This is a genomic window from Flavobacterium sp. PS2 (assembly GCF_046250155.1).
Lineage (GTDB): Bacteria > Bacteroidota > Bacteroidia > Flavobacteriales > Flavobacteriaceae > Flavobacterium.
The window spans coordinates 1664782-1689128 of the sequence record NZ_CP176426.1; the positions used below are offsets into that span (position 1 = coordinate 1664782).

The 24347-nt window shown below is 32.0% G+C and carries 23 protein-coding genes; 14 read left to right on the top strand and 9 right to left on the bottom strand.

Translation table 11 applies throughout. The features are described 5' to 3' along the window. Positions 1 to 130 precede the first annotated feature (130 nt). From clpP to ACJ6WR_RS07070, 4 genes are all read right to left on the bottom strand, one after another. Positions 131 to 805: an ATP-dependent Clp endopeptidase proteolytic subunit ClpP gene (gene clpP / locus ACJ6WR_RS07055; RefSeq protein ID WP_039114814.1), complete on the bottom strand. Its 675-nt coding sequence runs from the start codon at positions 803 to 805 to the stop codon at positions 131 to 133. Positions 806 to 977: 172 nt separating this feature from the next. Next, positions 978 to 2303 (bottom strand): trigger factor, encoded by a 1326-nt coding sequence (locus tag ACJ6WR_RS07060; RefSeq protein ID WP_039114815.1) that lies wholly within the window; start codon positions 2301 to 2303, stop codon positions 978 to 980. A 119-nt stretch (positions 2304 to 2422) separates the two neighbouring features. Further along, positions 2423 to 2767 (bottom strand): phage holin family protein, encoded by a 345-nt coding sequence (locus tag ACJ6WR_RS07065; RefSeq protein WP_086895011.1) that lies wholly within the window; start codon positions 2765 to 2767, stop codon positions 2423 to 2425. Between the two features lie 55 nt (positions 2768 to 2822). After that, positions 2823 to 3587, bottom strand: a complete 765-nt coding sequence (locus tag ACJ6WR_RS07070) for an alpha/beta fold hydrolase (RefSeq protein ID WP_409417444.1) — start codon at positions 3585 to 3587, stop codon at positions 2823 to 2825. 209 nt (positions 3588 to 3796) lie between these two features. On the opposite strand from ACJ6WR_RS07070, the gene ACJ6WR_RS07075 reads away from it, so the two are divergent. Continuing rightward, on the top strand, positions 3797 to 5212 hold the full coding sequence (locus tag ACJ6WR_RS07075) for a hypothetical protein (RefSeq protein WP_409417445.1): 1416 nt from the start codon (positions 3797 to 3799) through the stop codon (positions 5210 to 5212). Positions 5213 to 5266: 54 nt separating this feature from the next. On the opposite strand, the gene ACJ6WR_RS07080 is transcribed toward ACJ6WR_RS07075, so the two are convergent. The 3 genes from ACJ6WR_RS07080 to ACJ6WR_RS07090 form a co-directional block, all read right to left on the bottom strand. Further along, positions 5267 to 6121 carry a DUF4249 domain-containing protein gene (locus tag ACJ6WR_RS07080; protein ID WP_409417446.1) on the bottom strand — a complete coding sequence of 285 codons (855 nt, stop codon included), beginning with the start codon at positions 6119 to 6121 and terminating at the stop codon, positions 5267 to 5269. Positions 6122 to 6124: 3 nt separating this feature from the next. After that, positions 6125 to 8320: a TonB-dependent receptor domain-containing protein gene (locus tag ACJ6WR_RS07085; RefSeq protein WP_409417447.1), complete on the bottom strand. Its 2196-nt coding sequence runs from the start codon at positions 8318 to 8320 to the stop codon at positions 6125 to 6127. A gap of 159 nt (positions 8321 to 8479) precedes the next feature. Further along, complete coding sequence (locus tag ACJ6WR_RS07090; RefSeq protein WP_409417448.1) at positions 8480 to 9193, bottom strand: pyridoxine 5'-phosphate synthase; 714 nt, start codon at positions 9191 to 9193, stop codon at positions 8480 to 8482. A 115-nt stretch (positions 9194 to 9308) separates the two neighbouring features. Between ACJ6WR_RS07090 and ACJ6WR_RS07095 the strand changes: the two genes are divergently transcribed. The 9 genes from ACJ6WR_RS07095 (at position 9309) to murI (ending at position 18207) form a co-directional block, all read left to right on the top strand. Next, a complete protein-coding gene (locus ACJ6WR_RS07095; protein WP_039114823.1) occupies positions 9309 to 9968 on the top strand; it encodes a CBS domain-containing protein in 660 nt (219 codons plus the stop codon). Positions 9969 to 9985: 17 nt separating this feature from the next. Next, complete coding sequence (locus ACJ6WR_RS07100; protein WP_409417449.1) at positions 9986 to 10513, top strand: hypothetical protein; 528 nt, start codon at positions 9986 to 9988, stop codon at positions 10511 to 10513. Positions 10514 to 10527: 14 nt separating this feature from the next. Then, a complete protein-coding gene (locus ACJ6WR_RS07105) occupies positions 10528 to 11412 on the top strand; it encodes an NAD kinase (protein ID WP_409417450.1) in 885 nt (294 codons plus the stop codon). 171 nt (positions 11413 to 11583) lie between these two features. Further along, positions 11584 to 12267 (top strand): DUF6089 family protein, encoded by a 684-nt coding sequence (locus ACJ6WR_RS07110; protein WP_039114829.1) that lies wholly within the window; start codon positions 11584 to 11586, stop codon positions 12265 to 12267. A 5-nt stretch (positions 12268 to 12272) separates the two neighbouring features. Next, the gene (locus ACJ6WR_RS07115; RefSeq protein WP_409417451.1) at positions 12273 to 13010 is read left to right on the top strand and encodes an isoprenyl transferase; all 738 of its coding nucleotides are present in this window, start codon (positions 12273 to 12275) and stop codon (positions 13008 to 13010) included. Continuing rightward, complete coding sequence (gene bamA / locus ACJ6WR_RS07120) at positions 12943 to 15690, top strand: outer membrane protein assembly factor BamA (protein WP_409417452.1); 2748 nt, start codon at positions 12943 to 12945, stop codon at positions 15688 to 15690. Before ACJ6WR_RS07115 ends, bamA begins: the two co-directional genes overlap by 68 nt. Positions 15691 to 15725: 35 nt before the next feature. After that, entirely contained in the window at positions 15726 to 16766 is a 1041-nt protein-coding gene (locus ACJ6WR_RS07125) for an OmpH family outer membrane protein (protein WP_039114835.1), read from the top strand. 19 nt (positions 16767 to 16785) lie between these two features. Further along, positions 16786 to 17283: an OmpH family outer membrane protein gene (locus ACJ6WR_RS07130; protein WP_035617878.1), complete on the top strand. Its 498-nt coding sequence runs from the start codon at positions 16786 to 16788 to the stop codon at positions 17281 to 17283. Between the two features lie 147 nt (positions 17284 to 17430). Further along, positions 17431 to 18207 carry a glutamate racemase gene (gene murI / locus ACJ6WR_RS07135; RefSeq protein ID WP_409417453.1) on the top strand — a complete coding sequence of 259 codons (777 nt, stop codon included), beginning with the start codon at positions 17431 to 17433 and terminating at the stop codon, positions 18205 to 18207. Positions 18208 to 18210: 3 nt separating this feature from the next. Here murI and ACJ6WR_RS07140 read toward each other — a convergent pair whose 3' ends face one another. After that, positions 18211 to 19449, bottom strand: coding sequence for an OmpP1/FadL family transporter (locus ACJ6WR_RS07140; RefSeq protein ID WP_409417454.1), 1239 nt, complete (start codon positions 19447 to 19449; stop codon positions 18211 to 18213). Next, on the bottom strand, positions 19450 to 20775 hold the full coding sequence (locus ACJ6WR_RS07145) for a DUF4270 family protein (protein ID WP_409417455.1): 1326 nt from the start codon (positions 20773 to 20775) through the stop codon (positions 19450 to 19452). Positions 20776 to 21004: 229 nt separating this feature from the next. Here ACJ6WR_RS07145 and ACJ6WR_RS07150 point away from each other — a divergent pair, with 229 nt between their 5' ends. The 4 genes from ACJ6WR_RS07150 to ACJ6WR_RS07165 are packed head-to-tail and all read left to right on the top strand — an operon-like array spanning position 21005 to position 24314. Then, positions 21005 to 21850 (top strand): DUF6268 family outer membrane beta-barrel protein, encoded by an 846-nt coding sequence (locus ACJ6WR_RS07150; protein WP_409417456.1) that lies wholly within the window; start codon positions 21005 to 21007, stop codon positions 21848 to 21850. A gap of 15 nt (positions 21851 to 21865) precedes the next feature. Further along, entirely contained in the window at positions 21866 to 22861 is a 996-nt protein-coding gene (locus ACJ6WR_RS07155; RefSeq protein ID WP_409417457.1) for a Kelch repeat-containing protein, read from the top strand. Further along, complete coding sequence (locus ACJ6WR_RS07160; RefSeq protein WP_240474752.1) at positions 22845 to 23204, top strand: DUF4907 domain-containing protein; 360 nt, start codon at positions 22845 to 22847, stop codon at positions 23202 to 23204. Before ACJ6WR_RS07155 ends, ACJ6WR_RS07160 begins: the two co-directional genes overlap by 17 nt. After that, on the top strand, positions 23205 to 24314 hold the full coding sequence (locus ACJ6WR_RS07165) for a sensor histidine kinase (RefSeq protein WP_409417458.1): 1110 nt from the start codon (positions 23205 to 23207) through the stop codon (positions 24312 to 24314). It abuts the gene before it with no gap. Positions 24315 to 24347 lie beyond the last annotated feature (33 nt).

Sequence of the window (24347 nt, forward strand, 5' to 3'; positions counted from 1 at the left end):
GTTCTCAGTTTTGAAAACTGCGACTGTAAAACTGTAAACTGATTTTATTTAACCTAAATTTTCATCTTCAAATTCACAAAATAATGCACTTTGTAACTTAGTGCCTTTGCAACTTTGAACCTTTAAAAATTTATCCTCTTCTCAAAACTTCATCAATCATTCCGTACTCTTTAGCTTCATCAGCAATCATCCAGTAATCGCGCTCACTATCTTTATGTACTTTATCAAAAGTTTGTCCTGAATGTTGAGAAATGATATTGTATAACTCATCTTTCAGTTTCAACATTTCACGTAAATTGATTTCCATATCGGTAGCAACTCCTTGAGCTCCTCCTGATGGTTGGTGAATCATTACTCTTGAATGTGGTAAAGCCGAACGTTTTCCTGCAGCTCCTGCACATAATAAAACAGCTCCCATAGAAGCAGCCATTCCTGTACAAATTGTAGCTACATCTGGCTTGATGTATTGCATTGTGTCATAAATTCCTAATCCTGCATAAACGCTTCCTCCTGGAGAGTTTAGGTAAATCTGAATATCTTTAGACGCATCTGCACTTTCTAAAAATAACAATTGTGCCTGAACGATATTTGCAATTTGATCATCAATTCCTGTTCCCAGGAAAATGATTCTATCCATCATTAATCTTGAAAAAACGTCTAACTGTGAAATATTCAACTGACGTTCTTCGATAATATATGGAGTCATATTAGTTGGATTCATTGCACTTACGATTTTATCGTAATACATAGCATTCACTCCTTGGTGCTTTGTAGCAAATTTTTTAAATTCTTTACCGTAGTTCATATTTTTTTGTTCTAAGTTGTACGTTACTATATTGTATATTTTATTTCATCAAAGGTCATACCTCTTTATAAACAATGCCAATATGTCTTATTTTAAATTTGAAATCTAAAAAAAGAGAGCGTCAAAGAAAAATATTCTTTTGACGCTCAAATATACTTATTTTTTTTAGAAATTATTCTCCGTAAGAAGCTGCAATAAATTCTTCGTAAGTTACTTCTTTAGTTGTTGGGTTTGCTTTTTCTTTAAACAATACCAATAACTTCTCTGCAACAACTTGCTCAGAAAGTCTTTTTACTTCTTCTTGGTTAGATAATACTCTTGCAACAATTGCCTGAACTTCTTCGTCAGTTGGATTTGTTTGTCCAAATTGAGCCATTTGTTGTTTGATAGCGTTTGTTGTAAATGCTTTCAGGTCTTCAAATGTAATTTGGATATTACTTTGAGCCATTGCTTTTCCTTCAATTAATTGAAAACGCAATCCTTTTTCAGATCTTGTGTATTCAACTTCTGCTTCTTCTGGAGATAATTTTTTCTCTCCTACAGTTTGCAACCATTTTTTAAGGAATTCAGCTGGCAATTCAAATTTAGTGCTCTCGATTAAGAAATCCTGAACATCTAATAATAATTTTTGATCTGCTTGTTGTGCAAATTGAAGCTCTGCATCTTCTTTAATTTTTGCTTTTAAATCTTCTAATGAAGCTACTTTACCTTCACCAAAAAGTTTATCAAACAATTCTTGGTTTAATTCTGCCAATTCTGCACCGTTGATAGCCTCGATAGTAAAATTAACATCTACTTCAAGACCGTGAACATCATCATGACTTACTTTTAAGTAATCCATTAATTGGTGATCGTCTTCAAATAAACCTTTAGTGTTTACAGTTACAACATCTCCAACTTTTTTCCCGATGAATTTATCAGCAGTTTTTTTGTCTTTAAAGATAGAAAGTGAAATTGTTGTAGTATTGTTGATTCCTTTTTCTTCGTTTGTAAAAGTTCCTGTAATATCAGAATCTGCTACAACTACGTCTTGAGGAATTGCTTTTCCAAATTGTTTTTGGATACGCTCTACTTGACCATCAATTAATTTATCATCTGCAGTAACGATATATTTTACGATATCATTTTTAGCTTCAAGATTAATTTCAAAGTTTGGTACTAAACCAATTTCGTATTCGAATACTAATTCTTCAGCATCCCAATCAAAATTTTCGTTTTCTTTAGCAAGTGGAGTTCCAAGAAGATTTAATCTTTCAGATTGAATATAACGCTCCAAAGCCAAATCAACTACTTTTTTAACTTCTTCTTGTTTAATAGATTTCCCGTATTGTTTTTCAACAAGGTCTTTTGGTACCTGACCTTTTCTAAAACCTTTTACAGTTGCCAATGGCATTTTTTCGTTTATTCTTTTTGCTACTTGACCTTTGTAATCCATATGAACAACGTTCAATACAATTGTCTCATTTACTGCGTTTATTGCGACTCTTTTAATATCCATCTTCTTCTTTAATTTACATAATAAAATTGGGTTGCAAAATTATAAAATTTTTGCAACCCAACCAAGCTTTTTAATATATTGATAAGAAGTGCTTTTTAATACACTTTCTTATTACTCATTTATTTATCCTCTCCTAACACTTTATATGTAATCGACTGTAGTATAGATAGTACGATACTAAAAATTAATGCTGTCCAAAATGAGTCGACTGTAAACCCGCCAACAATTTTAGTACACAGCAAAATAATTAGCGCATTGATAACTAATAAAAACAACCCAAATGTAAGTAAAGTAACTGGTAATGTGAACAATACCAACAGTGGTTTTATAAAAACGTTAAGCAATCCTAATACCACAGCAACAATTAAAGCAATAGTAAAACTAGCTACGTGAACGCCTGGCATAAAATGAGCAATTAGCAATACTAAACCTGCGGTAATCAATATTCTGAGTAGTAATTTCATATTTTTTCGTTTTAAAATTCATTTAAAAGTAATAAAATTTTCATCAAAAGAATAATTATTTCTTCAAAAACTCAATGGATAGTTCGTAAAACATCTTAGGATTTTCGGCATGTAGCCAATGTCCAACGTTAGGAATTGTCTCGATGTTAGAATTTGGAAAATGTTGTTTGATATTCTCAAAATCCGAATCTAAAATATATCTCGAAGCTCCTCCTCTAATAAACAATGTAGGGTTATTAAAAACTAAATTAGCATCTAATTCTTTACCAATAGCCTCTAAGTTTGTATTAAAAACTGGTAAATTAAATCGAAATGCTAATTGTCCCGGCTCGAGCCAATACAAATTTTTCATTAAGAATTGTCTTGTTCCAAAATCAGATATATACTCTGCCAAAATAGCTTCGACATCATTACGACTTGGTTTTACCGAAAAATCGACTGCATTTAATCCTGCCAAAATATCCTGATGATGTTGCGGATAATATTTAGGAGCAATATCGGCAACAATTAATTTATTTACTTTTTCAGGATGTGTTGCTGCAAAAAACATAGCCGTTTTACCTCCCATCGAATGCCCTATGATATCGACTTTATCTAAATTGTTGGCTTGACAATATTCTAAAACATCTTGCACCATCGCCTCATAAGTAAATACATCCGAATGAAAACTGCGCCCGTGGTTACGCAAATCTAAAATATGAACCTGAAAACCATCGGCAGCAAATTGTGTCCCTAACGTTTTCCAATTATCAGACATCCCTAGAAATCCATGAAGAATCAATAACGGCTTGCCTTCGCCTTCTATTTTTGAGTATAACATTTAATATAATTTTATTTTTAATTGACTAAATCATATTACAAAGGTAAAAAACTAATTTAACCTAGCGAAAATCACTAAAATCAGGTATTGTGACATCGTTATATAAGAGTAATTTTGCATGAAATTTATTTCTTTTAATAAATAAATTCTACCAAGTCAATCATTAATAGATTTGACAAAATACATACCCTTAACTTAAACCCTTTACCATGATTAAAAAATTATTTTTAGCCTCTGTAATTCTTTCGCAGCTTACTATTTCGTGTTCAAGTAATGACGACGAAACTATTACCGATCCAGATCCTATTACAAAAGAAGAAACATTACAAGAACAAATTGCAAGAATTAGCAAATTACCTTACTCTGCCTTAGCTCCTGCTGACCAAAAAGTAAAACTTGAGGTTGAAGCAAATGACATGCTTGTACAAATGGAGAAAACGAAAACTTCTGGTGCAATCGAAGCTATCCAAAATTTAGGAAATTTACTAAGTCTTAGCCCAGCTGATATTTTTGGAGGAAAAAATGGTAATGAAGTAGAAGACATCTTAAAAGTAGCTGATGTTTACGGTATTTATACTTGGAACAACACTGACAAAATTTGGACTAAAGTAGCTTCTAGTACAGAGTTAAAATTTGTTTTCCCTGCTAAAGCAAATGGAACAGAAAACAACGCAATATTTTCTGCCAAAAGCGTTTCTTCTGACATAAAAGTAGCGTTTACAGATACTTACGGAAGCTGGTCATATGACCCAATAAAAGAAGAAATGATTCAAACTCCAACAATAAATGATTACTTCTTTTTACCTACATCTGCAGATGCAATTTTAACAATTGGTGGTAATCAGGCAGCGACTTTTGTAACTAATGCAAAATACTCTAACGGAAGCGTAGTTCCAGACCAAGCTAGCTACAAAATGGTATTAAACGACGGATATACTCTTGAAGTTAGTGGCAACAAAAAAGCTACCGACAACACTGGTAAGGGTTCATTTACATATAACGGAAAAAACTTAGTAGAATTTACTGCAGGAAGTACTGCAGATATTGATGGTTTATTAAAAGAAGAACCACTTGCGCAATACAGAGGTAAAGCGAATGGATTAGCAAAAATAATGGATAATTTTATTATTGTTGCCAATACAGATAACGAAGGAGAAGCAAAAGATGATGAAGCTTTGGAAAAAAGTGTAGTTTATCCTGAGTATCCTGGTGCCTATAATAAGCTTAGCACTGATTACAAAGCATATTATACAGCAAGAAATACATACCGTCAAAAGTATTCTGAAGGTAATGTGAATAATTATAATAAAAATACGAAACTGATTTTAGTATCTAAAAAAGACGGAACTAAGATTGCTGATATTATCCAACGTTCAGAAAAGGGAGATAGCTTCACTACTATATTACCTGTTTGGGTAATTCAGACCAACCTTGAATATTATCCTGATGGAGGATATTGGTCATGGAATGGAACAGGGGAAACAATAATCAACCAAGAGTATGAAGAAGTATCTTATTTAAAATTCAATGACAATACTCAAGTAGAAATGAGTGTTTATTTCTCTAAAGGATTTGAAAATATAAAAGCGGACTTCGATAAATTTTTAGGAAGTTTTAAAAGATAATTTACCTTTAAAATAATTAATCTAAAGCCGATTTGAAAACAATTCAAATCGGCTTTATTTTTTTGAAACCGTTTTAACCTGAACGGTACTTTGCCCGTAACCAGCCCAAATACCTACTCCTCCTTTTATATTCGATTTTAAACTTGTATTTGAGGGATAAATAGGGTTTTTACTGTTTACTATTTCGTTTTGCCAGCTGTTCCAGAAATCAAATGCCTCTTTGTTCATCGTTCTTAGTTTTACAAAAATTAAATCGCCGTCGGTAAAATAAGGCGTAAACTTAGTTTTAGGAAAAAGTAAAATCCCTCTGTTTATTTGCATAGAAACAGAATGAGTTTCAAATTTTTCATCATCCAGATTCCCATAAAAAGCAGGAACAAAAATTGGTTCTTTCTTATCTATTTTTGTAGCAATTTGATAATAATTCTTTTCGTTTACAGGATCATCAAACTTTATAAAAGCATATCCTGTAGTATCACTTACATTCTTCTTCTCGTATGTTGCACTTATTATTGGTACTGTTTTCGGAATACTTGTAGTAGCTTCTAATACTCTATTTAAATATTCAACCTTTAATGTATAGGTCTTCCCTGCTTGCCCAATTATCTCACTACCAAAATATACAAATGGCGGAACTCTGTCATCATCACTCTTAACTCTTAAAACCTCTGTGGTTTCTCCATCCGATACTGTTATCTTGGCCGAACGTATTACGTGATCCAGAACATTGGTCGAATCAATAACATCGTTTATTGGTATCGTCCTCGATAATATTACTCGAGCGCCATCTCCTTCTTCAATCCATCCTTCAACGGCTAGTTTCGATTCTAATTTAATTCCGTCACTAAAAGTATCGCTATTACAACTACACACTACAATCATCAAAAGAAATAAAACACACTTTTTCATCGTCTAAAATTTAAATCTCCAACTTATAGAAGGAAGTATTCGATACAAAACCTTTTTCTCTGGCTTAACAATTACACTATTTTTATCTTCATTCATAATCACACTTAACACCACATAAACAGGATTCTCGACACTAAATGTATTATATACAGAAAAATTAAGAGCACTTTCTTTTCTAGCCGTTTTTGTAAAATAATAATTAACCGAAAAATCTGTTCGAATATAATTTGGCATTTGTGCATTATTATACTCAGAATATTCCTTTACCGGATTATTATTTATAAAGTACCAAGATGTTGGCATTGTAAAACGATTACCTGAACTAAAAATTTGAGTAACTCCAAAATTCCATTTTGTGCTTAAATCATACGTTCCTACCAATGCCAAATTATGGCGTCTGTCATATTTTGCATAATAAGTATTCCCATTATTAAGCTTATCAAAATTTCTATCAGACCAACTCAAGGTATAACTTATCCATCCTTTAAACTTACCACTACTTTTTTTGAGCATAAACTCTAATCCGTATGCTTTTCCATTCCCTTCTAACAAATCATTTTTTAGTGTCGAAATTTGATTGAACTGTGTAACTCCATAAGGATATTCAAGCAAATGCTTCATCGAGCGATAAAATGCCCCAAACGAAGAACTAAAACTTTTCGAAATTGTTTGATTTGAACCTAAAGCAAATTCGTTTGAAGATTGTGCAGGAATTCCATCGGTACTCGCAACCCAAAAATCAGTAGGAATCCCTACACTCGAAGTTGTTATTAAATTTAAATATTGATTTTGTCTATTATAAGAAGCATAAAACGAGAGATTCTTATTCATATAATAATTAAGAACAGCACGTGGTTGAAAATGCAAATACGATTTTGATCCCGAATTATAATAGTTAATTCTTAAACCTAATTCTGCAATTAAATTATCTAATAACTTTGGTTTTGCTGTTGTAAAAACCGCCAGTTCATTAGCTTTAATTAGATTGTTTTGATTGGCATTATTCGCAGTGCTTAAATTTTCTATCTCAATTTTTTGTGGCTGCAAATTATGATGAACATATTGTAAACCTGATTCAAAAGGAATTCCTTTTATCGAATAATCAACCGAATTGGTAAATCCAAAATCTTCTACAAATGATGAAATTCCCATTTGTATCGTCGATTGCTCCATATCTAACTCGTTTGTATATCGTGTATAATAAATAGCATTAGACATTGTTACATCAGAAGATAACTTAGAAACTAAAGTAGGCGATATATTAAAATTACTCCATTTTAAACTCGCATCCAAAGCCAGATTAGAGTCATTTATTCGTAATTTGTCAGCACTTGTAAAAGCCGAAACAGTTAATAAGTTGTTTTTAGAAATCTCGGTAACAAAAGTTAAGTTAGCGTCCGAAAACCCGTATTTCATATCCTGAACATCTTCATCCTTAGAATTTAAACTAACCAGCGGAGCAATTATTTCGTCGATATACGTTTTTCTTCCTGAGATAGTAATTCCGGTTTTTTCGCTAATCGGAATACCTAATGTAATTTGTGATGCCAGCAAACCAACATTTCCTTGAACTGTAAATTTTGAAGGGATTGTTTTATTAGGAATTAATAAAGTTGTCGAGCTTAAGCGCCCTCCATATTTTGAATTAGAACTTGATTTATCAAATTCAACTTCTTGTATATGATCTGTATTATAAAACGGAAAAACACCTAATAAATGTGACATTCCATAAATGGGCGTTCCATCATATAACATAGAGTTATGCCCCGGATCTCCTCCTCTTACATACAAATATCCATTTGCGTCACCAGAATTCTGCACTCCGGGTGTCAGCTGTAAAATCTTAACGATATCGGTTGTTCCCAAAACAGTTGGAACCGTAGATAGTTCTTTAGGACTAAAAGACAATTTACCGCCAGAAAGATTTGTAATGGCCTTTTTTTTATCATTAGCGATCACAACTTCTTTTAAAAGAGAAATATCTTCTTTTAACTCAATAGCGATTATTGTATCACTCTTACAATCAAAACTGATAGATTTTTCCAGATATCCTAAATGATTAACGGTAAGTTTAACTAATCCAAGTGGAAGATTTTGGGTAAAGTGACCCAAAGTATCACTTACAGAATAGTAGTATTTATTATTAATTTGAAAAGAAATGTTTACTCCAATTAGGCTTTCATTTTCTAATGTTTTCACGGTTCCTGCTATTATAGCTTTAGATTGTGAAAATAGGTTAGAAAAACAGAGTAAACAAAATAAAATAATTAGTCTCAACACTTAATTTTAATAAGAAAAGTGCGAAAGTAAACAATTATAACCCAATTACATCAGGTTATAATTGTTTTAATTACTATGTTATTTTAGTTTACGTAAGTACATATTAACTACATTATCTAAACCAAGATAAATAGCTTCAGAAATCAAAGCATGTCCAATAGAAACTTCTAATAAACCTGGGATATTTTGTTTAAAAAACTCAATATTATCCAAACTTAAATCATGGCCTGCATTAATCCCTAAATTAAGTTCGTTTGCCAGTTTTGCAGCAGCAACATATGGGTCTATTCCATTGTTATTACCTAAACTGTATTGATGTGCAAAAGCTTCGGTATATAATTCAATTCTATCCGTTCCTGTTTTCTTAGCTCCTTCAATAATTTCTAAAACTGGGTCAACAAAAATCGACGTTCTGATTCCGTTACACTGAAATTCCTGAATAACCTCTGTTAAATATGATTGATTTTTTATAGTATCCCAACCTGCAGAAGATGTAATTGCTCCAATAGCATCAGGAACTAATGTTACCTGTGTTGGCTTACATTCTAAAACCAAATCGATAAAATTATGTTGAGGATTCCCTTCAATATTATATTCGGTATATACAATCGCTTTTAAATCACGCGCATCCTGATAACGGATATGACGTTCATCTGGACGAGGATGTATTGTGATTCCTTCTCCTCCAAACTTCTGAATATCGGTAGCAACTTTTAATAAATCAGGTACATTTCCTCCTCGCGCGTTACGCAACGTTGCAATTTTATTGATATTTACACTTAACTTTGTCATATAAATGGATATTAATTCTAGTAACACTATATTTGTTACGACAAAAATACAAAGTAAAACTTAGGAGTTTTTGCTATTTTTTGATTATTTTGCATCAAATATTGCTGATTAATTTATGACAGACATTACAAATTATATTACCAATGACTTTAGAGCAATCAATAGTCAGGAAACCATAGCTTCGGTTCAGGATTTCTTTGCCGATTTGAGTTTCTCTCATTTTCCAGTTCTGGAAGATGGTGTTTACATTGGTAGTATCGCATCCGACGATATTGAAACCTTTGATAGCGACAAGAAAGTAATTGATTATAAATATACTCTCGAACATTTTTTTGCTCGAAGTAATATGATCTGGCTAGATGTATTGGAAGTTTTTGCTAAAAACCACACCAATTTAATTCCTGTTTTAGACGAAAACAACACCTATCTTGGTTTTTATGAAATAACCGATATCATTAAGTTTTTTCACGAAACCCCTTTTTTAAAAGAACCAGGAGGAATTATAATTGTAAAAAAAGGGCTTCTGGATTACTCTATGAGTGAGATTACTCAAATTGTAGAAAGTAACAACGGCAGGCTTTTAGGTATATTTGTTTCTGATGCTAGTGCAGATAGTGTTCAGATAACCATTAAAATTAGTTTAGGAGCGATGAATGAAATTATTCAAACCTTCCGAAGATACAATTACGAAATTATATCAGAACACCAAGAAGACACATATATCAATAATTTAAAGGAACGCTCTGATTATTTAGACAAGTACCTTAATATATAGCTATAGAAAAAAGCGGGATGATAGCATTTGACAATAGCCAACTAACAAAACTAGTGCAAAATGAAATTTCGGTTGAAGAATTAGAAATTGACTTTATAAAACTAGGAAATCATTACAGTACTATTGACATTTTTGAAATCATCGAAATTTACATTAATGACCCTAGCATTGAAGGTTATAATTTTGAAAATTCAAATCTTACATTTAAAGAAAGACTAGAAAAACTCAAAACACTAAACGGATACATACATTTTGCTGGCGGACTTTCTTGCAGTGTTAAAGATCAAAAAATTTCGAATTTTACATTAACAAAAAAATATATTGAGCCAATAATTAATTTTAATCGAGAAAATATAATTAAGTATCACGGAAAACCGGATTACGAATTAATTGATGATTTATCTCATGGAGGTTTTGACTATGCGATTGACAGCTATATCTTAGTCTACAATAATTTAAATTTTTATTTAGACCCTAATCAAGATCACTTAATAGAAATTTGCACAAAGAAATTAGACCTAAAATCGTTTACGATAAGACAATAAAGACCACGCAACAAATGAAAGTAGCTATCTACGGACAATACTATCTAAATAGTACAGACCCAATTATTAAAGACATATTTGTTTTTTTTACTTCTAATAATGTCGAAATGGTTATCGAAGCCAATTTCCTGAAGATGCTTCACGAAAAAAAGATAATCGAAAAAGAATACAAAACTTTTTCATCTCATACAGAATTAGACAGTAGCTTTGAAATGCTTATAAGCATTGGTGGTGATGGAACTATTTTAAGAGCAGCAACCTTAATTCGTAATTCTGGAGTTCCTATTTTAGGAATTAATGCAGGACGATTAGGATTTCTTGCTACTGTACAAAAAGAAAACATAGCTGCTTTTATGCAATTTGTAATTGACAAAAAATACACTGTATCCGAAAGAACTTTATTAAGTTTAACAACTGAGCCAAGAAATGAAGCTATCGAAGAACTTAATTTTGCAATGAATGAGGTAACAGTAAGCAGAAAAGACACTACTTCGATGATAACAGTAGACACTTATTTAAATGGTGAATACTTAAATTCTTATTGGGCAGACGGATTAATTATATCAACACCAACAGGTTCAACAGGATATTCACTAAGTTGTGGTGGCCCAATATTAACTCCAGATGTAAACAGTCTTGTAATTACGCCTATTGCACCCCATAATTTAACAGCCAGACCGCTTATAATTCCAGATAATACCGAAATTAAACTTCGAGTATCAGGAAGAGAGGATCATTATCTTATTTCTTTAGATTCAAGAATAGCATCGGTTAAAAACGAGTCTATTTTAACCATAAAGAAAACAGATTTTAAAATAAATATGGTCGAAATCCCTGGAGAAACCTTTTTGAAGACCTTACGTAACAAACTACTTTGGGGCGAAGACAAAAGAAATTAAGTTCTTTTTAAACATACGACATACTTTTGTAGTTTTTTTCTCGTTTTGCAAGTATCGAATATCCAGTAATTGTTGAGATATTTCATCTTTAATTCAAAAAAAGACAGATTTAACTTAATCAGCATTGATTCGTATTGATAATTATTATATTTGCACGCAATTTTTAATTAAATGAACAAAATTTTTAATTTATTGTTATGTTTCTTCTCCTTTGTAAGCATGAACGCTCAGATACATGAGGTAGGTGTTTTTTTAGGAGGTAGTAACTATGTTGGAGATGTGGGAAGCACGACGTATATTGCGCCAGAAAAGCTTGCCTTTGGCGTATTGTACCGATGGAATCAAAGTCCGAGACATGCATATCGCTTTTCGTACACACAATCAACAATCACTGGAAATGATTCAGATTCAAAAGAAGGTGGTCGAAAACAAAGAGGATATCGTTTTGATAACACAATCCGAGAACTTTCTGCGGGACTTGAATTCAATTTTTTTGACTTCAATTTACATGATTCCAAAAGAAAGGTTACTCCGTATGTGTTTTCAGGAATTAACTATTTTAGATACGAACAGTTATACATTCAATCGGGGGAAACAGAAAAAGAAAAGAATTCAGGTTCATTTGCAATTCCTATGATATTAGGTGTAAAAACAAATTTAACCACTAATTTTATCTTAGGATTAGAGGTTGGAGCGCGATATACCTTTACAGACAACCTTGATGGTAGTAATCCAGATAATGATAATTTAAAATCATTACGTTTTGGAAACTTAAATAATAATGACTGGTATGTTTTCTCGGGAGTAACTTTAACGTATACCTTTGGAAACAAACCTTGCTATTGCCCTTATTAAAAAAAATGAATTTAGACACATTAGATAAAACAAACTTACCACGACATTTAGCCATTATTATGGATGGAAATGGACGCTGGGCAAAACAACAAGGTTTCCTAAGAGCTTTTGGTCATGAAAACGGAACAAAATCAGTAAAAGAAACCATTGAATCTTGCGCCAAGCTAGGAATCGAATATTTAACTTTATACGCCTTTTCTACAGAAAACTGGAACAGACCTAAGTTAGAGATCGAAACTTTAATGAAGATACTTATAAACTCATTAAAGAAAGAACTTGGTACATTACAAAAAAACGACATCAAACTTAATGCAATTGGAAACTTAGAAAAGTTACCTCAATCTGCTCAAAAAGAACTTTTGGATGTTATTGATAAAACAAAAAATAACACAAGGCTTACGCTCACATTAGCTTTGAGTTACGGTTCTAGAGAAGAACTTGTAAACGCTGTTAGAATCATCAGTAATAAAGTTAAAAATAATATAATTTCAATAGACGCTATTGACGATTCAATTATAAATGAGCATCTTTACACGCAAAATTTACCAGATGTAGATTTATTAATACGAACAAGTGGAGAACATAGAATAAGTAACTTTTTGTTGTGGCAAATTGCCTATGCAGAATTATATTTTACTAATGTCTTATGGCCAGACTTTAAAGAAAAGGATTTATATGAGGCTATCATTAGTTATCAAAAAAGAGAACGTAGATTTGGAAAAACAAGTGAACAAATTAAATGATTTTTTAGTGTTACAAAAAAGAATAAAAATAGTACTTACCCTATTGGTTTTTGGTAGTTTTTCACAAATAAAAGCGCAAGAAAGAATTCCTTTTGACCAAGGGAAAAAATATATTCTTGCCGACGTATCTGTAATTGGTAAAATAAGTTTCAATGAACAAACAGTTGTTACCTTTTCTGGCCTACAGAAAGGGCAGGAAATAACAGTTCCTGGAGAAGAAATAAGTGGAGCCATCAAAAAACTGGGAAAGCTTGGTCTTTTCGATGAAATTTCATTCTATGTAAATAGGATAGAAAACGATAGTATATATCTAGACTTAGACATTGTAGAGCTTCCTAAATTAAACGAAGTAAAATTTGTTGGTATTAAGAAAGGTAAAGTCGAAGCATTAATTAAAGACAACAGTTTAACAAAAAACAAAATTGTAAACGAAAATTTAATTACGACAACCAAGAATTATATTGAAAATAAATACAAAAAAGAAGGTTACTTTAATACAAAAGTAACTATTACTACTACTGCCGATACAACCTCAACAAACCAAGTGAACATGCTGGTGCGTGTAGATAAAGGTGATAAGGTAAAAATTAGCAAAATCGAATTTGAAGGCAATAAAGCATTATCTGATGCGTCTTTACGCGGTGCAATGAAAGACACCAAGCAAAAAAATCCTATCCGTATTTTTAAAGCTTCAAAATTCATTAAAGACAAATACAAAGCTGATTTAGATAAAGTTATCGCTAACTACAAAGAAAAAGGATATAGAGATGCAAGGATATTGCATGACTCTATTACGTACGATAAAAAGAAAAATACATTAGCAATAAAAGTAGATATTGAAGAAGGTAACAAATACTACTTTGGTGATATCAAATTCTTAGGAAATACCGTTTACTCTGACCAACAATTAAATCGTTATTTAGGTATTAAAAAAGGAGAAACTTATAATGGCGTACTTTTAGAAAAAAGGATTGCCGATAAGACGAAACCTGATGCAGAAGACATCACCAATTTATACCAAAACAATGGGTATTTATTTTCTAACATTAATGCTGTAGAGGTAAAAACCGTAAATGATACCATTGATTTTGAAATTAGAGTTACTGAAGGTCCAATTGCATATTTTAATAAAATCTCAGTTGTAGGTAACGACAAAACAAACGATAAAGTAATTTACCGTGAACTAAGAACTAAGCCAGGTGAAAAATACAGCAAAGACTTATTAGTAAGAACTATTCGTGAGATTGGACAATTAGGATTCTTTGATCCTGAAGCAATCGACCCAAAATTCAAAAATGTTGATGCTGCTGCAGGAACTGTAGATATTGAATATCATCTAGTAGAAAAAGGATCTAGCCAGATAGAACTTCAAGGAGGTTACGGTGGCGGAGGTTTTATTGGAACCTTAGGACTTTCATTTAACAACTTCTCTGCTAGAAATTTATTTAACAAAAGCGCTTACAAACCACTACCAATGGGTGATGGACAAAAAGTAGCCCTTCGTTTACAAGGAAGTACTTATTTCCAGACTTATAGTGTATCGTTTTCTGAGCCTTGGTTTGGAGGAAAAAAACCAGTACAATTTAGTACATCGATATCTTACAGTACACAGTTTTTAAATAACTATGTTACACAAAAAGTAGATAAGAGTAAGAGTTTTAACATCTTGACGTTATCTGTTGGTAAAGCCAAAAGATTATCTGTACCAGATGATTTCTTTGTACTATCACAATCGATTAGTTACCAACATTACGATTTACATAATTACAACACTGGATTATTTACTTTCGGTAATGGAACATCAAGAAACTTAGCATATACTATTGGACTAACAAGAAGTAATAAAGGGGTTAACCCAATATTCCCAACATACGGTTCTGAATTTAGTATTTCGGCAAAAGTAACTCCGCCTTACTCTTTGTTCAACGGAATAGACTATGCTAACTTAGGAAACGAAAAAGAATACAAATTACAAAACACTGTTGATAGATCAAATGTTCCTGATGCAAACAATAACATTGTACAAATAGGTGACTATATTGATGCAAACGGAAACAAGGTTAGCGACTATACTCTTGCCGCTACAGACCAAGGAAAAGTGGATCAAAAGAAATTTAATTGGCTAGAATACTACAAAATTAAGTTCAAAGCTGACTGGTACACGAAAATTTATGGTAAATTAGTACTCCGAACGCTAACTGAATTTGGTTTCTTAGGAGCTTATGACCAAGCTAGAGGTGTAGTTCCTTTTGAAAGATTCTATATGGGAGGTGATGGAATGGCTAATTACTCTATGGATGGTAGAGAAACAGTAGCGTTAAGAGGTTACGAAAATAACTCATTAACACCTATAATTGAAGACAGAACCAATCCTAGATATGGTGAACAAATTGGAGCAACGATATATAATAAATTCTCTATGGAATTACGTTACCCAATAACACTGAAGCAATCGGCATCAATTTATGTGCTTACATTTGCAGAAGCGGGTTCATCTTATCCAACCTTTAGAGATTATAATCCATTTGATTTATACCGTTCTGCTGGTGCTGGTTTACGTGTATTTATGCCTGCATTTGGATTATTAGGAATTGACTTTGGTTACGGATTTGATGCATTGCCAGGACAAACAAAACCAAGCGGTTTACGCACACACTTTATTATTGGACAACAATTTTAATCGTATTGGTTAAAAATTTCAAATAAATTAATGTTATGAGAAAACAATTTTTATTTATATTTTTGGCCCTGATTGTAGGAATTACAAGTCAGGCACAAACCAAATCGACAAAAATAGGGTACATCGACATGGAGTATATTTTACAAAATGTCCCTGACTATAAAGAGGCTCAAACACAACTAGAGCAAAAAGCAGAAAAGTGGAAGCAAGAAATTGAGACTAAGAAATTAGATATCAATAAACTTAAAGATGCTTTGAAAGCCGAAAAAGCTTTATTAACGAATGAGCTAATTGACGAAAGAGAAACAGAGATTAAGTTTCTTGAAACTGAAATGTTAAATTATCAACAACAACGATTTGGTGTTAATGGTGATTTAATTAGACAAAAATCGTCGTTGGCAAAACCAATACAAGATCAAGTTTTTACTGCCGTTCAAGATATTGCTGAAGCTAAAAAATATGATTTTATCTTTGATAGATCATCTGATTTAACGATGCTTTTTGCAGCAAAGCGATACGATGTTAGCGATCAGGTTTTACGAGTTATTACCAGAACGGACAAAAGAGAACAGCTTACGAAAAAACAACTCGCTATAGAAGAAGCGAAAGAGAATAAAGAAGCTGCAATCGATGAAAGTCCAGCTTTACAAGAAAGACAAAAAGTCTTAGATGAAAGAAAAGCTGCAAGAGATAAAATACTGGAAGACAGGAAAGCAGCTCAGGAAGAAAAAATAAGAGTATACGAAGAGAATAAAAAAGCAATTAGAGACGCAAGAGAAGCTAAAAAAAATGGCACGGTTTCTGAAACAGTAAAAAAAGAAGGTGTTTCAACAACTGCGACTCCTACAACAGAAGCAGCAAAAACAGCTGCAACAGATGAAGCTAAAGACAAACAAAGATTAGCCGAAGACAAACAGAAAATGGTTGATGACAGACAAAAACTGTATGACGAACGCAAAAAAGCTTTAGAAGAAAGAAGAAATAAGATTTTAGAAGAAAGAGAAGCTGCCAAAAAAGCAAGAGAGCAAAAGGCTAAAGAGGACAAAGAAAAACAAGGAAATACGACCAATAATTAATTAATATTTTAAAATGATGATGAAACAAATCAAAACTTTACTAATTGCTGCAATACTAGTTTTAGGAGCAAACCAAATGAATGCTCAAGCAAAAGTAGCTCACGTTGATGTAAGCGAAATTATGTCTAAAATGCCAGCAATGATAGACGCACAAAAACAACTTGAGAAATTAAGCGGTACATATGATGCAGATTACAAAAAAATGGTAGAAGAATACCAAGCAAAATTAAAAAAATACGAAGCTGAATCAGCTACAGTTACTGATGCAGTTAACGGAGAACGTTCTAAAGAAGTTCAAGACATGCAAAAAAGAATTGTAGACTTTAGAGATAACGCTCAAAAAGAATTACAACAAAAAGAATCTGATATCGTTAAACCATTAATGGAAAAAGTGAGAGCTTCTATCCAAAAAGTTGGAAAAGCAAAAGGATACCAATATGTTTTAGATGGTTCTACTCTTTTGTTAGCTGACGGTCCAAACGTAACTGCTGATGTAAAAAAAGACTTAGGTTTCTAAAAAACTGTCTTATAAAAAATAAAAAACTGCTCGCCAATAAAATGGTTCGAGCAGTTTTTTTTTATACATAAAAATTAATTTTATTCCACTCAAAAATCCTAGTTAAAGGCTTTTTTTTGATTCCAAAAAATACTTAACTTTGTTTTCATGACAAACAATAATCCCATAGGCGTTTTCGATTCAGGCATTGGTGGCACTTCTATTTGGACTGCAATTCATCAGTTACTTCCTAACGAAAAAACAATCTATTTAGCAGATACTAAAAATGCTCCTTATGGTCAAAAGACCAAACAGGAAATAGTGGACTTAAGTAAAAAAAATGTAGATTTTTTACTAGATATGGGATGTAAACTAATTGTTGTTGCATGCAATACCGCAACTACAAATGCTATTAAAGAATTAAGAGAACAATACACTGTTCCATTTATAGGAATAGAACCTGCTATAAAACCAGCTGCGACAAATTCAAAAACGCAGACTATTGGAATCCTGGCTACTCAAGGTACTTTAAACAGTGAGCTTTTTAATAAGGCAACCGAAATGTATCAAGACACCAAAATTATTGAACAAGTAGGTCATGGTTTAGTACAATTAATTGAAAATGGAGATTTAAATTCTCCTGAGATGGCTCAACTTCTTGAATCTTACCTCAGACCAATGATTGAGGCGAATATTGATTATTTGGTATTAGGATGTAGTCATTATCCATATTTAATACCTCAGATAAAAAAAATATTACCCGAACACATTCATATTATAGATTCAGGAGAAGCTGTTGCAAAACAAACGCAAAATATATTACGCGAAAAAACAGGATTTAATAATGGCTCTGTAGATGAACCAATATTTTATACTAATGGTAATCCAAAAGTTTTATCGGATATCCTAGAGAATAAATACAAAGTTGATGAGAAAGATTTTTAACTATTAATCAATTTTTCTCTTAACAAACCATAAACCATCCAATGATAAATTGAGAGATATTTTATGGTAATTTTCTTTTATAAGCCCATCGCCAATTTTCCCTTTTTGTCCGTAAGAGTACGAAATATTTAAAGTAGAAAAAGAGTTGCTCTCTAAAGGAAGCGTTAATCCAAGCGAAAAAGACACGTTTTTAACCCTCTGATTGTCGACTTCCAGATAACCAGTATCATAATTTATTCCCGTTCCATACCCAATACGATCTACGTATTTACGAGCATTCTTTTTACTCTTATAAGAAACTCCGAATGCAAATCGGTCTTGATTTACAAAATCTCCATACAATTCTGATTGCTTAGTGTCATTCCAAAGGCTCTTTTCATAATCAAAAGACATGGTCAAATTATTTTTAAAAACCTTGCTAAGCCCTACTCCAATTTCTGTAGGCAAATAAAAATCATCAACGTCTGAAGCCGTATCAGAATCTGTGGCTATCGTGCCCGAATCTCCTACTATTGTTACACTTTGTACTTTAGAAGCTTTTATTCTTGATGGTGATTTAAAAGTTGAGCCAATTGTTAATGTAGAATCTATTTGATATTGAACTCCAAGAGTTGGTCTTAGTCCGTTGTAATTAGTTTTTTTGTTAATGTTAGTAATAGAGTTCATTACCGTATAATACCTATCATCTGTAGTGCTACCAAAAAGTACAGCCGCAGAAAGTCCCAAAGACAGTTTTTTATTGATTTTGTAGGCATACGAGAAATCAAAATCATTTAAACCTCCAGTTCCTGTTACATCTAAATTATACTTATCCTGACTATTTTCTATCGGAATTTTTAAATTTGAAATTTTAAATGCTCCACTCGAATAAGGTCGTAGAGCTACACTAAAGGCCGACTTTTGTGTAACTGGAAAAGCAAATGCAATATGAGAAAACTGAGCATTATTACGATTCTCGGATTTTGAATTATTTTGATATGTGGTTTCGATAAATTTACCTCCAACATCAAACAAAAAATGGTTTTGATACATAAATCCTAATGAAGCTGGATTAAGATTATTAATAAATTCATTAGATGGTAATGCAATTCCCGAAGAGCCAATAGAAGGAATTGACCCAAAATCTGAATCATATAAACTACCCAATCCGTAAAGTGAATATGGAGAACTAGAAATACTTTGAGAAAACGATGTCAACGACATTAAAACTAGTAAACTTGCAAACGCTATTTTATTTTTCATTTAATAAGTGATGTAATAAATTTTCAATTCCATTTTATTGCTTTGTAATTTCTGATTTCCCAAAACAAGTCGATTAACTGCTTTATTTATATTAGGCAGTGTAATGATTAATGAGGATTTCAGATCAGACTGTTTCAACATTTCTTTTTGTAAAAAACCTCCTATCGCAATTTTGTATGCTACATTTTCATTAAACTCATCACTAGCTTTATTTAATAAGGCATACATGGCCGCGCCCGACGAATTATTAAGCGTACCACTAATTCTGTTTAAATTATCTCCTACATACACACGTAATGAATCAGCCAGTGGATATATCTTAGAATAAGAATTGGCAACTGGTTTTATTATCAATTGAGCGTCTACAATTGCTCCTTTTTCGGCTATATATTTAAGTTTCTTTATACCTGGAAAATCAATTCTACAAGCAATTCCTGTTCCTGACTGAATAAAGCCCTTATTCTCCGTTTGGGAACTTGGCAATTTACTTGAAGAAACTGGCAAGTTTTCAATAAGTGTACCTGTCCTGTCTAATGAGATATTATTAAACTGCTTGGAAGCATCCAGAATAGAGAAATCTTTTATTAGAGAAGTTTCAGATTGCCCTTGATATATTGAGTAATAAAGCCGCACTAAACTTGTTGCTTGATTAAACCCGATGACACTCGATGAATTTGCAGTAGATGATGTAAGAACCATTCCTTTTAAGTATTCTGTAAATTCATCAAAATTGGTAACTTCCTTTTTCTTTAATTTCTGAAAGAGCTCTGAACCAAAAACATCACTCATTCTTATATTAATAGAGTCTTTTTCAGTTGGTCGAGGTTTATATGAAATCATCCCCAAACTTTCAGGAGCATAAGTTAGAGTCGAATTATTGTAGAAATTTTTATCCTCCTTATTTGGCTTTACTTTTTGAGTTAATCGATGAATATCGAATGTCTGAGTTTGGGTTGTATCTCCAAAAAAATAGTTATCATATCTCAGAACCATTGCAATGGAATCAAATACATAATTTGGCAAATTCGTATCTGAACCCCCTGTATTTAAGTTATAATTATTTGCAATTAATTGGAGGTAACTATCCGATTTTACCTTCCCAAAAATAGGATCTACATAGTTCCCTACCAAAATCCTTTTTTGACTAGATGTAACCAATGAATCAAAATTGATAGTAGACATATCAACAGTCAAGGTATCGATTAAAATTACTTTATTCCCTATCGATAAATAATCCGACCCAACTACAAATTCTCCGGCATCTCTATCCGAATTACAGGAAGTCATAAAAACTCCCAGAAACAACGGTAACAATAACTTGTACATAAATATTTTTTGAACAAATATAAAATGCACTTTTCTAGAGAACATCATAACATATACAGTCTAGACTTTTGTATCTATAAATAGAACAAAACAATCTATAAGCACTAAGCGCTAACAAATACATCATTCGACACCAAAATTTGCCATTTAGTCTATTGGAAGTGCCGATATATATATCTTCTTTTTTTAAAAATAATATCATAACTACTTTTGAACCAATAAATAAATAATGAAAATAAAAACTTTACTATCCTTACTTATTATGGTTCCGATGTTTACAATTTATGCTCAAAATGGCTATAGCGTGGATTTGAACATAAAGACAGAACCTGCAGATAAAATCACATTAAACGAAACAAGCATCGGAATTTCGGCTTATAAAAACATTGATACCAAAAACAAGATTACAAATACATTACAATACAAAAATATCGGAGTTAAGTATGACATAGAAAACTATGATTTTAAGTACAATTATAATCCATATAACAGTATTAAAAACACATTAGTAGTTACTCATCTATTAACACAAAAAACAACGTTAAACCTAGAAATAGAACCAATATTAAATTTTCAGGAAAACCTTAATTTTTCAGATTTATCGGTTTTAGGAGGATTAGAGATTAATAAGATTATTGATAAAAACAACACTATAAATATTGGAGTAAAAAGAACTAATGCCTTAGGATTACCCAAAATAACTCCAACATTTTCTTTTTATCATAAAATAAATGAAGCTGCTACAATGACTATTGGTTTTCCTAATTCAGCAATAACATATTCTAACAATGAGCGAAATGTATTTAGGCTGACAAATAGTTTTAATGGAGATTTTTTTAATCTGGATAACACTAAATATTTAGATGGTAATACAGCCACAAAAGCGAGTTTATCTCAAATTACTACTGCATTAGAGTATGAGAGAAACATGGATGGAAATTGGTTTGTGAATTTTAAAGCCGGGTATGATTTTAATAAAAAATACCAATTATCAAATCATGATAACGATAACGTTTATGATTTTAATATCGGCAACAGCTACATTCTTAACATTGGTATAAAATACAAACACTAATAAATATAATACATTATGAATAGTTTAAAAAAAGGAATATTATTCGCAACATTTATTACGAGTCTCTCTTTTGTAGGCTGTAGTAATGATAATTCCGATGACGAATTAATGGGAAACTGGATCAAAAAATCTGCTTTTGATGGCCCTGCAAGATCTAGTGCTGCAAGTTTTGTAATTGGAGCATATGCCTATGTGGCAACAGGATATACTGGAGATGAGTATCTAAAAGATCTTTGGGTGTACAATTCTATAGGAGATTATTGGGAGCAAAAAGCACAATTTCCAGGAGTTGCAAGAAGCTCTGCATCTGCTTTTGAGTTAAACGGAAAAGGCTACATTGGTCTTGGTTATGATGGTACTAATAAATTAAAAGACTTTTATGAATACAACCCCGCAACGAATGTTTGGGAACAAAAAGCAGAATTTACAGGTACGGCACGTTATTCGGCAGTAGGATTTCAAGTTGGCGGAAAGGCCTATTTCGGCACAGGTTACGATGGTAATTATCTAAAAGATTTTTACCAGTACAATCAAAACTCTAATACCTGGACTCAAGTAAATGGTTTTAGTGGAAACAAAAGAAGAAATGCAACCGTTTTTGTAATTAATAACAAAGCATATTTAGGAACTGGAGTAAATAGCGGTTCGAATCAAAATGATTTCTGGCAGTTTGATCCAAGCACTGATCTTTGGACTAAAAAAAGAAATCTCGACGATAGCGAAGATGACCATGAAACATACTCAATAATGCGCTCAAATTCCTCTAGTTTTACTATGAATGGTTTAGGATATATTGTTTGTGGAGAAGGCTCAAAAACAATCTGGGAATACAACCCAATTACTGATTTATGGCAAGAAAGAACCTCGCTAGAAGGCGCTTCAAGAACTGACGCAGTTGGTTTCGCTATTAATGATAGAGGGTTTGTTTTATTAGGAAGATCTGGTTCGTCTTATTATGATGATGCATGGGAATTTAAACCTCTGGAAGAACAAAATGATGATGACAATTAATATCAAAAATCGATTCTTCTGGGCAAAAATCCAGAAGAATTCTTATTCTTCGGTCTCAAAAATCATTGCAGTAATTACTATTTTATTACTTGTAGCTTGCAATAAAAAAGAGAAATATCATGTAGAATCTATAAAAACCGCTACTGGTTGGGGATACACAATTGCTAATGATGAAAAAATCATAATCAAGCAAACCATAATTCCTGTTATTGATAATAACAAGAGCTTTACTACCGAAAAAGAAGCCTTAAAAACTGGGAATTTGGTAGTGAAAAAGCTTGAAGCTAATTTATCACCAACGGTAACAAAAAAAGATTTAATTTTATTAGATATAACTATCTAAATGAACGTCGAAATAATCAAGAATACTAGTTCTAACAAAATACTATTTCATAGTGTTATATGGACTTTCTTTATCCTAACCTCATTGATTCAATTTTACGAAAGCCCGTTCCAGATAACGCCTGATTTTTATGTACAATGGATTACTGGAATTATATTATTTTATCTAAACTATTTCTATTTAGTTCCAGCGTTGCTTTTACAAAAAAAGTACTGGCTCTATTCCGTATTTATTATAGCTCTAATTGTCACTTTTATAATCATTCGGGATAGTTATTTCATACCCGATATACAACTGGCTAGAAGAATGCCTCCGATGAAAACAGTTCCTAGTGAAGGACCTCCTGTGCATTTTAAAAATATTAAATTTAGAACTACAATGGTTACTCAGCCCTTGTTTTTTAAAATAGCTCCTTCGTTTTTTTATATTTTAATAGTAACTATAAGTGCCATTATTAAGACATTATCAGAGTTTTATAATAACCAACAAAATAAATTAATAGCCGAGACACATCGTACAACTACTGAGTTGATTTATTTGCGAAAACAGACAAATCCTCATTTTTTGTTCAATTCATTAAATAGTATTTATTCTCTAGCACATAAAAAATCAGATTTAGTTCCAGATGCAATCGTAACATTGTCTGAATTGATGCGCTATATGTTGTATGAGACTGACAATAAAACGGTAGCTCTCGAGAAAGAGATAAACTACATTCAGAATTACATTGAGTTACAAAAATTAAGACTAAACAACATCGAGAACATTACTATTAATGTACATGGTGAACCCAAAAACAAATTTATAGAACCATTATTGTTAATCTCATTTGTAGAGAATGCTTTTAAATATGGAACAGATTATAAAGGAGCTGCTTTTGTAAAAATTAGAATAGTTATCGGACAAAACAGCTTGGATTTTCGGGTAGAAAACAAAGTAGAAAACTATAAAAAAGACCCTGAAAATTCTGGAATTGGATTAACTAATATTCAAAGTCGCCTAAACCTTCTTTATCCAGATGCACACGAACTTAAAATAACCGAAACAAAGAAATTTTATAACGTACATCTCAACTTAAAACTAGACGAAATACAAACTGCTATCACTTAAGATTAAGTTAATAATGGTCTAGATAGCAATAAA

Excerpts from the sequence above, each read along its gene's own strand:
- ACJ6WR_RS07160 (WP_240474752.1), top strand. The coding sequence starts at position 22,845 with ATGATGATGACAATTAATATCAAAAATCGATTCTTCTGGGCAAAAATC.
- ACJ6WR_RS07090 (WP_409417448.1), bottom strand. The coding sequence starts at position 9,193 with ATGACAAAGTTAAGTGTAAATATCAATAAAATTGCAACGTTGCGTAAC.
- ACJ6WR_RS07155 (WP_409417457.1), top strand. The coding sequence starts at position 21,866 with ATGAATAGTTTAAAAAAAGGAATATTATTCGCAACATTTATTACGAGT.
- ACJ6WR_RS07100 (WP_409417449.1), top strand. The coding sequence starts at position 9,986 with ATGATAGCATTTGACAATAGCCAACTAACAAAACTAGTGCAAAATGAA.
- ACJ6WR_RS07060 (WP_039114815.1), bottom strand. The coding sequence starts at position 2,303 with ATGGATATTAAAAGAGTCGCAATAAACGCAGTAAATGAGACAATTGTA.
- ACJ6WR_RS07145 (WP_409417455.1), bottom strand. The coding sequence starts at position 20,775 with ATGTACAAGTTATTGTTACCGTTGTTTCTGGGAGTTTTTATGACTTCC.
- ACJ6WR_RS07140 (WP_409417454.1), bottom strand. The coding sequence starts at position 19,449 with ATGAAAAATAAAATAGCGTTTGCAAGTTTACTAGTTTTAATGTCGTTG.
- ACJ6WR_RS07070 (WP_409417444.1), bottom strand. The coding sequence starts at position 3,587 with ATGTTATACTCAAAAATAGAAGGCGAAGGCAAGCCGTTATTGATTCTT.
- murI (WP_409417453.1), top strand. The coding sequence starts at position 17,431 with ATGACAAACAATAATCCCATAGGCGTTTTCGATTCAGGCATTGGTGGC.
- ACJ6WR_RS07130 (WP_035617878.1), top strand. The coding sequence starts at position 16,786 with ATGAAACAAATCAAAACTTTACTAATTGCTGCAATACTAGTTTTAGGA.
- ACJ6WR_RS07125 (WP_039114835.1), top strand. The coding sequence starts at position 15,726 with ATGAGAAAACAATTTTTATTTATATTTTTGGCCCTGATTGTAGGAATT.
- ACJ6WR_RS07165 (WP_409417458.1), top strand. The coding sequence starts at position 23,205 with ATGAACGTCGAAATAATCAAGAATACTAGTTCTAACAAAATACTATTT.
- ACJ6WR_RS07150 (WP_409417456.1), top strand. The coding sequence starts at position 21,005 with ATGAAAATAAAAACTTTACTATCCTTACTTATTATGGTTCCGATGTTT.
- ACJ6WR_RS07110 (WP_039114829.1), top strand. The coding sequence starts at position 11,584 with ATGAACAAAATTTTTAATTTATTGTTATGTTTCTTCTCCTTTGTAAGC.
- ACJ6WR_RS07105 (WP_409417450.1), top strand. The coding sequence starts at position 10,528 with ATGAAAGTAGCTATCTACGGACAATACTATCTAAATAGTACAGACCCA.
- ACJ6WR_RS07065 (WP_086895011.1), bottom strand. The coding sequence starts at position 2,767 with ATGAAATTACTACTCAGAATATTGATTACCGCAGGTTTAGTATTGCTA.
- ACJ6WR_RS07075 (WP_409417445.1), top strand. The coding sequence starts at position 3,797 with ATGATTAAAAAATTATTTTTAGCCTCTGTAATTCTTTCGCAGCTTACT.
- ACJ6WR_RS07095 (WP_039114823.1), top strand. The coding sequence starts at position 9,309 with ATGACAGACATTACAAATTATATTACCAATGACTTTAGAGCAATCAAT.
- ACJ6WR_RS07080 (WP_409417446.1), bottom strand. The coding sequence starts at position 6,121 with ATGAAAAAGTGTGTTTTATTTCTTTTGATGATTGTAGTGTGTAGTTGT.
- ACJ6WR_RS07115 (WP_409417451.1), top strand. The coding sequence starts at position 12,273 with ATGAATTTAGACACATTAGATAAAACAAACTTACCACGACATTTAGCC.
- clpP (WP_039114814.1), bottom strand. The coding sequence starts at position 805 with ATGAACTACGGTAAAGAATTTAAAAAATTTGCTACAAAGCACCAAGGA.
- bamA (WP_409417452.1), top strand. The coding sequence starts at position 12,943 with ATGAGGCTATCATTAGTTATCAAAAAAGAGAACGTAGATTTGGAAAAA.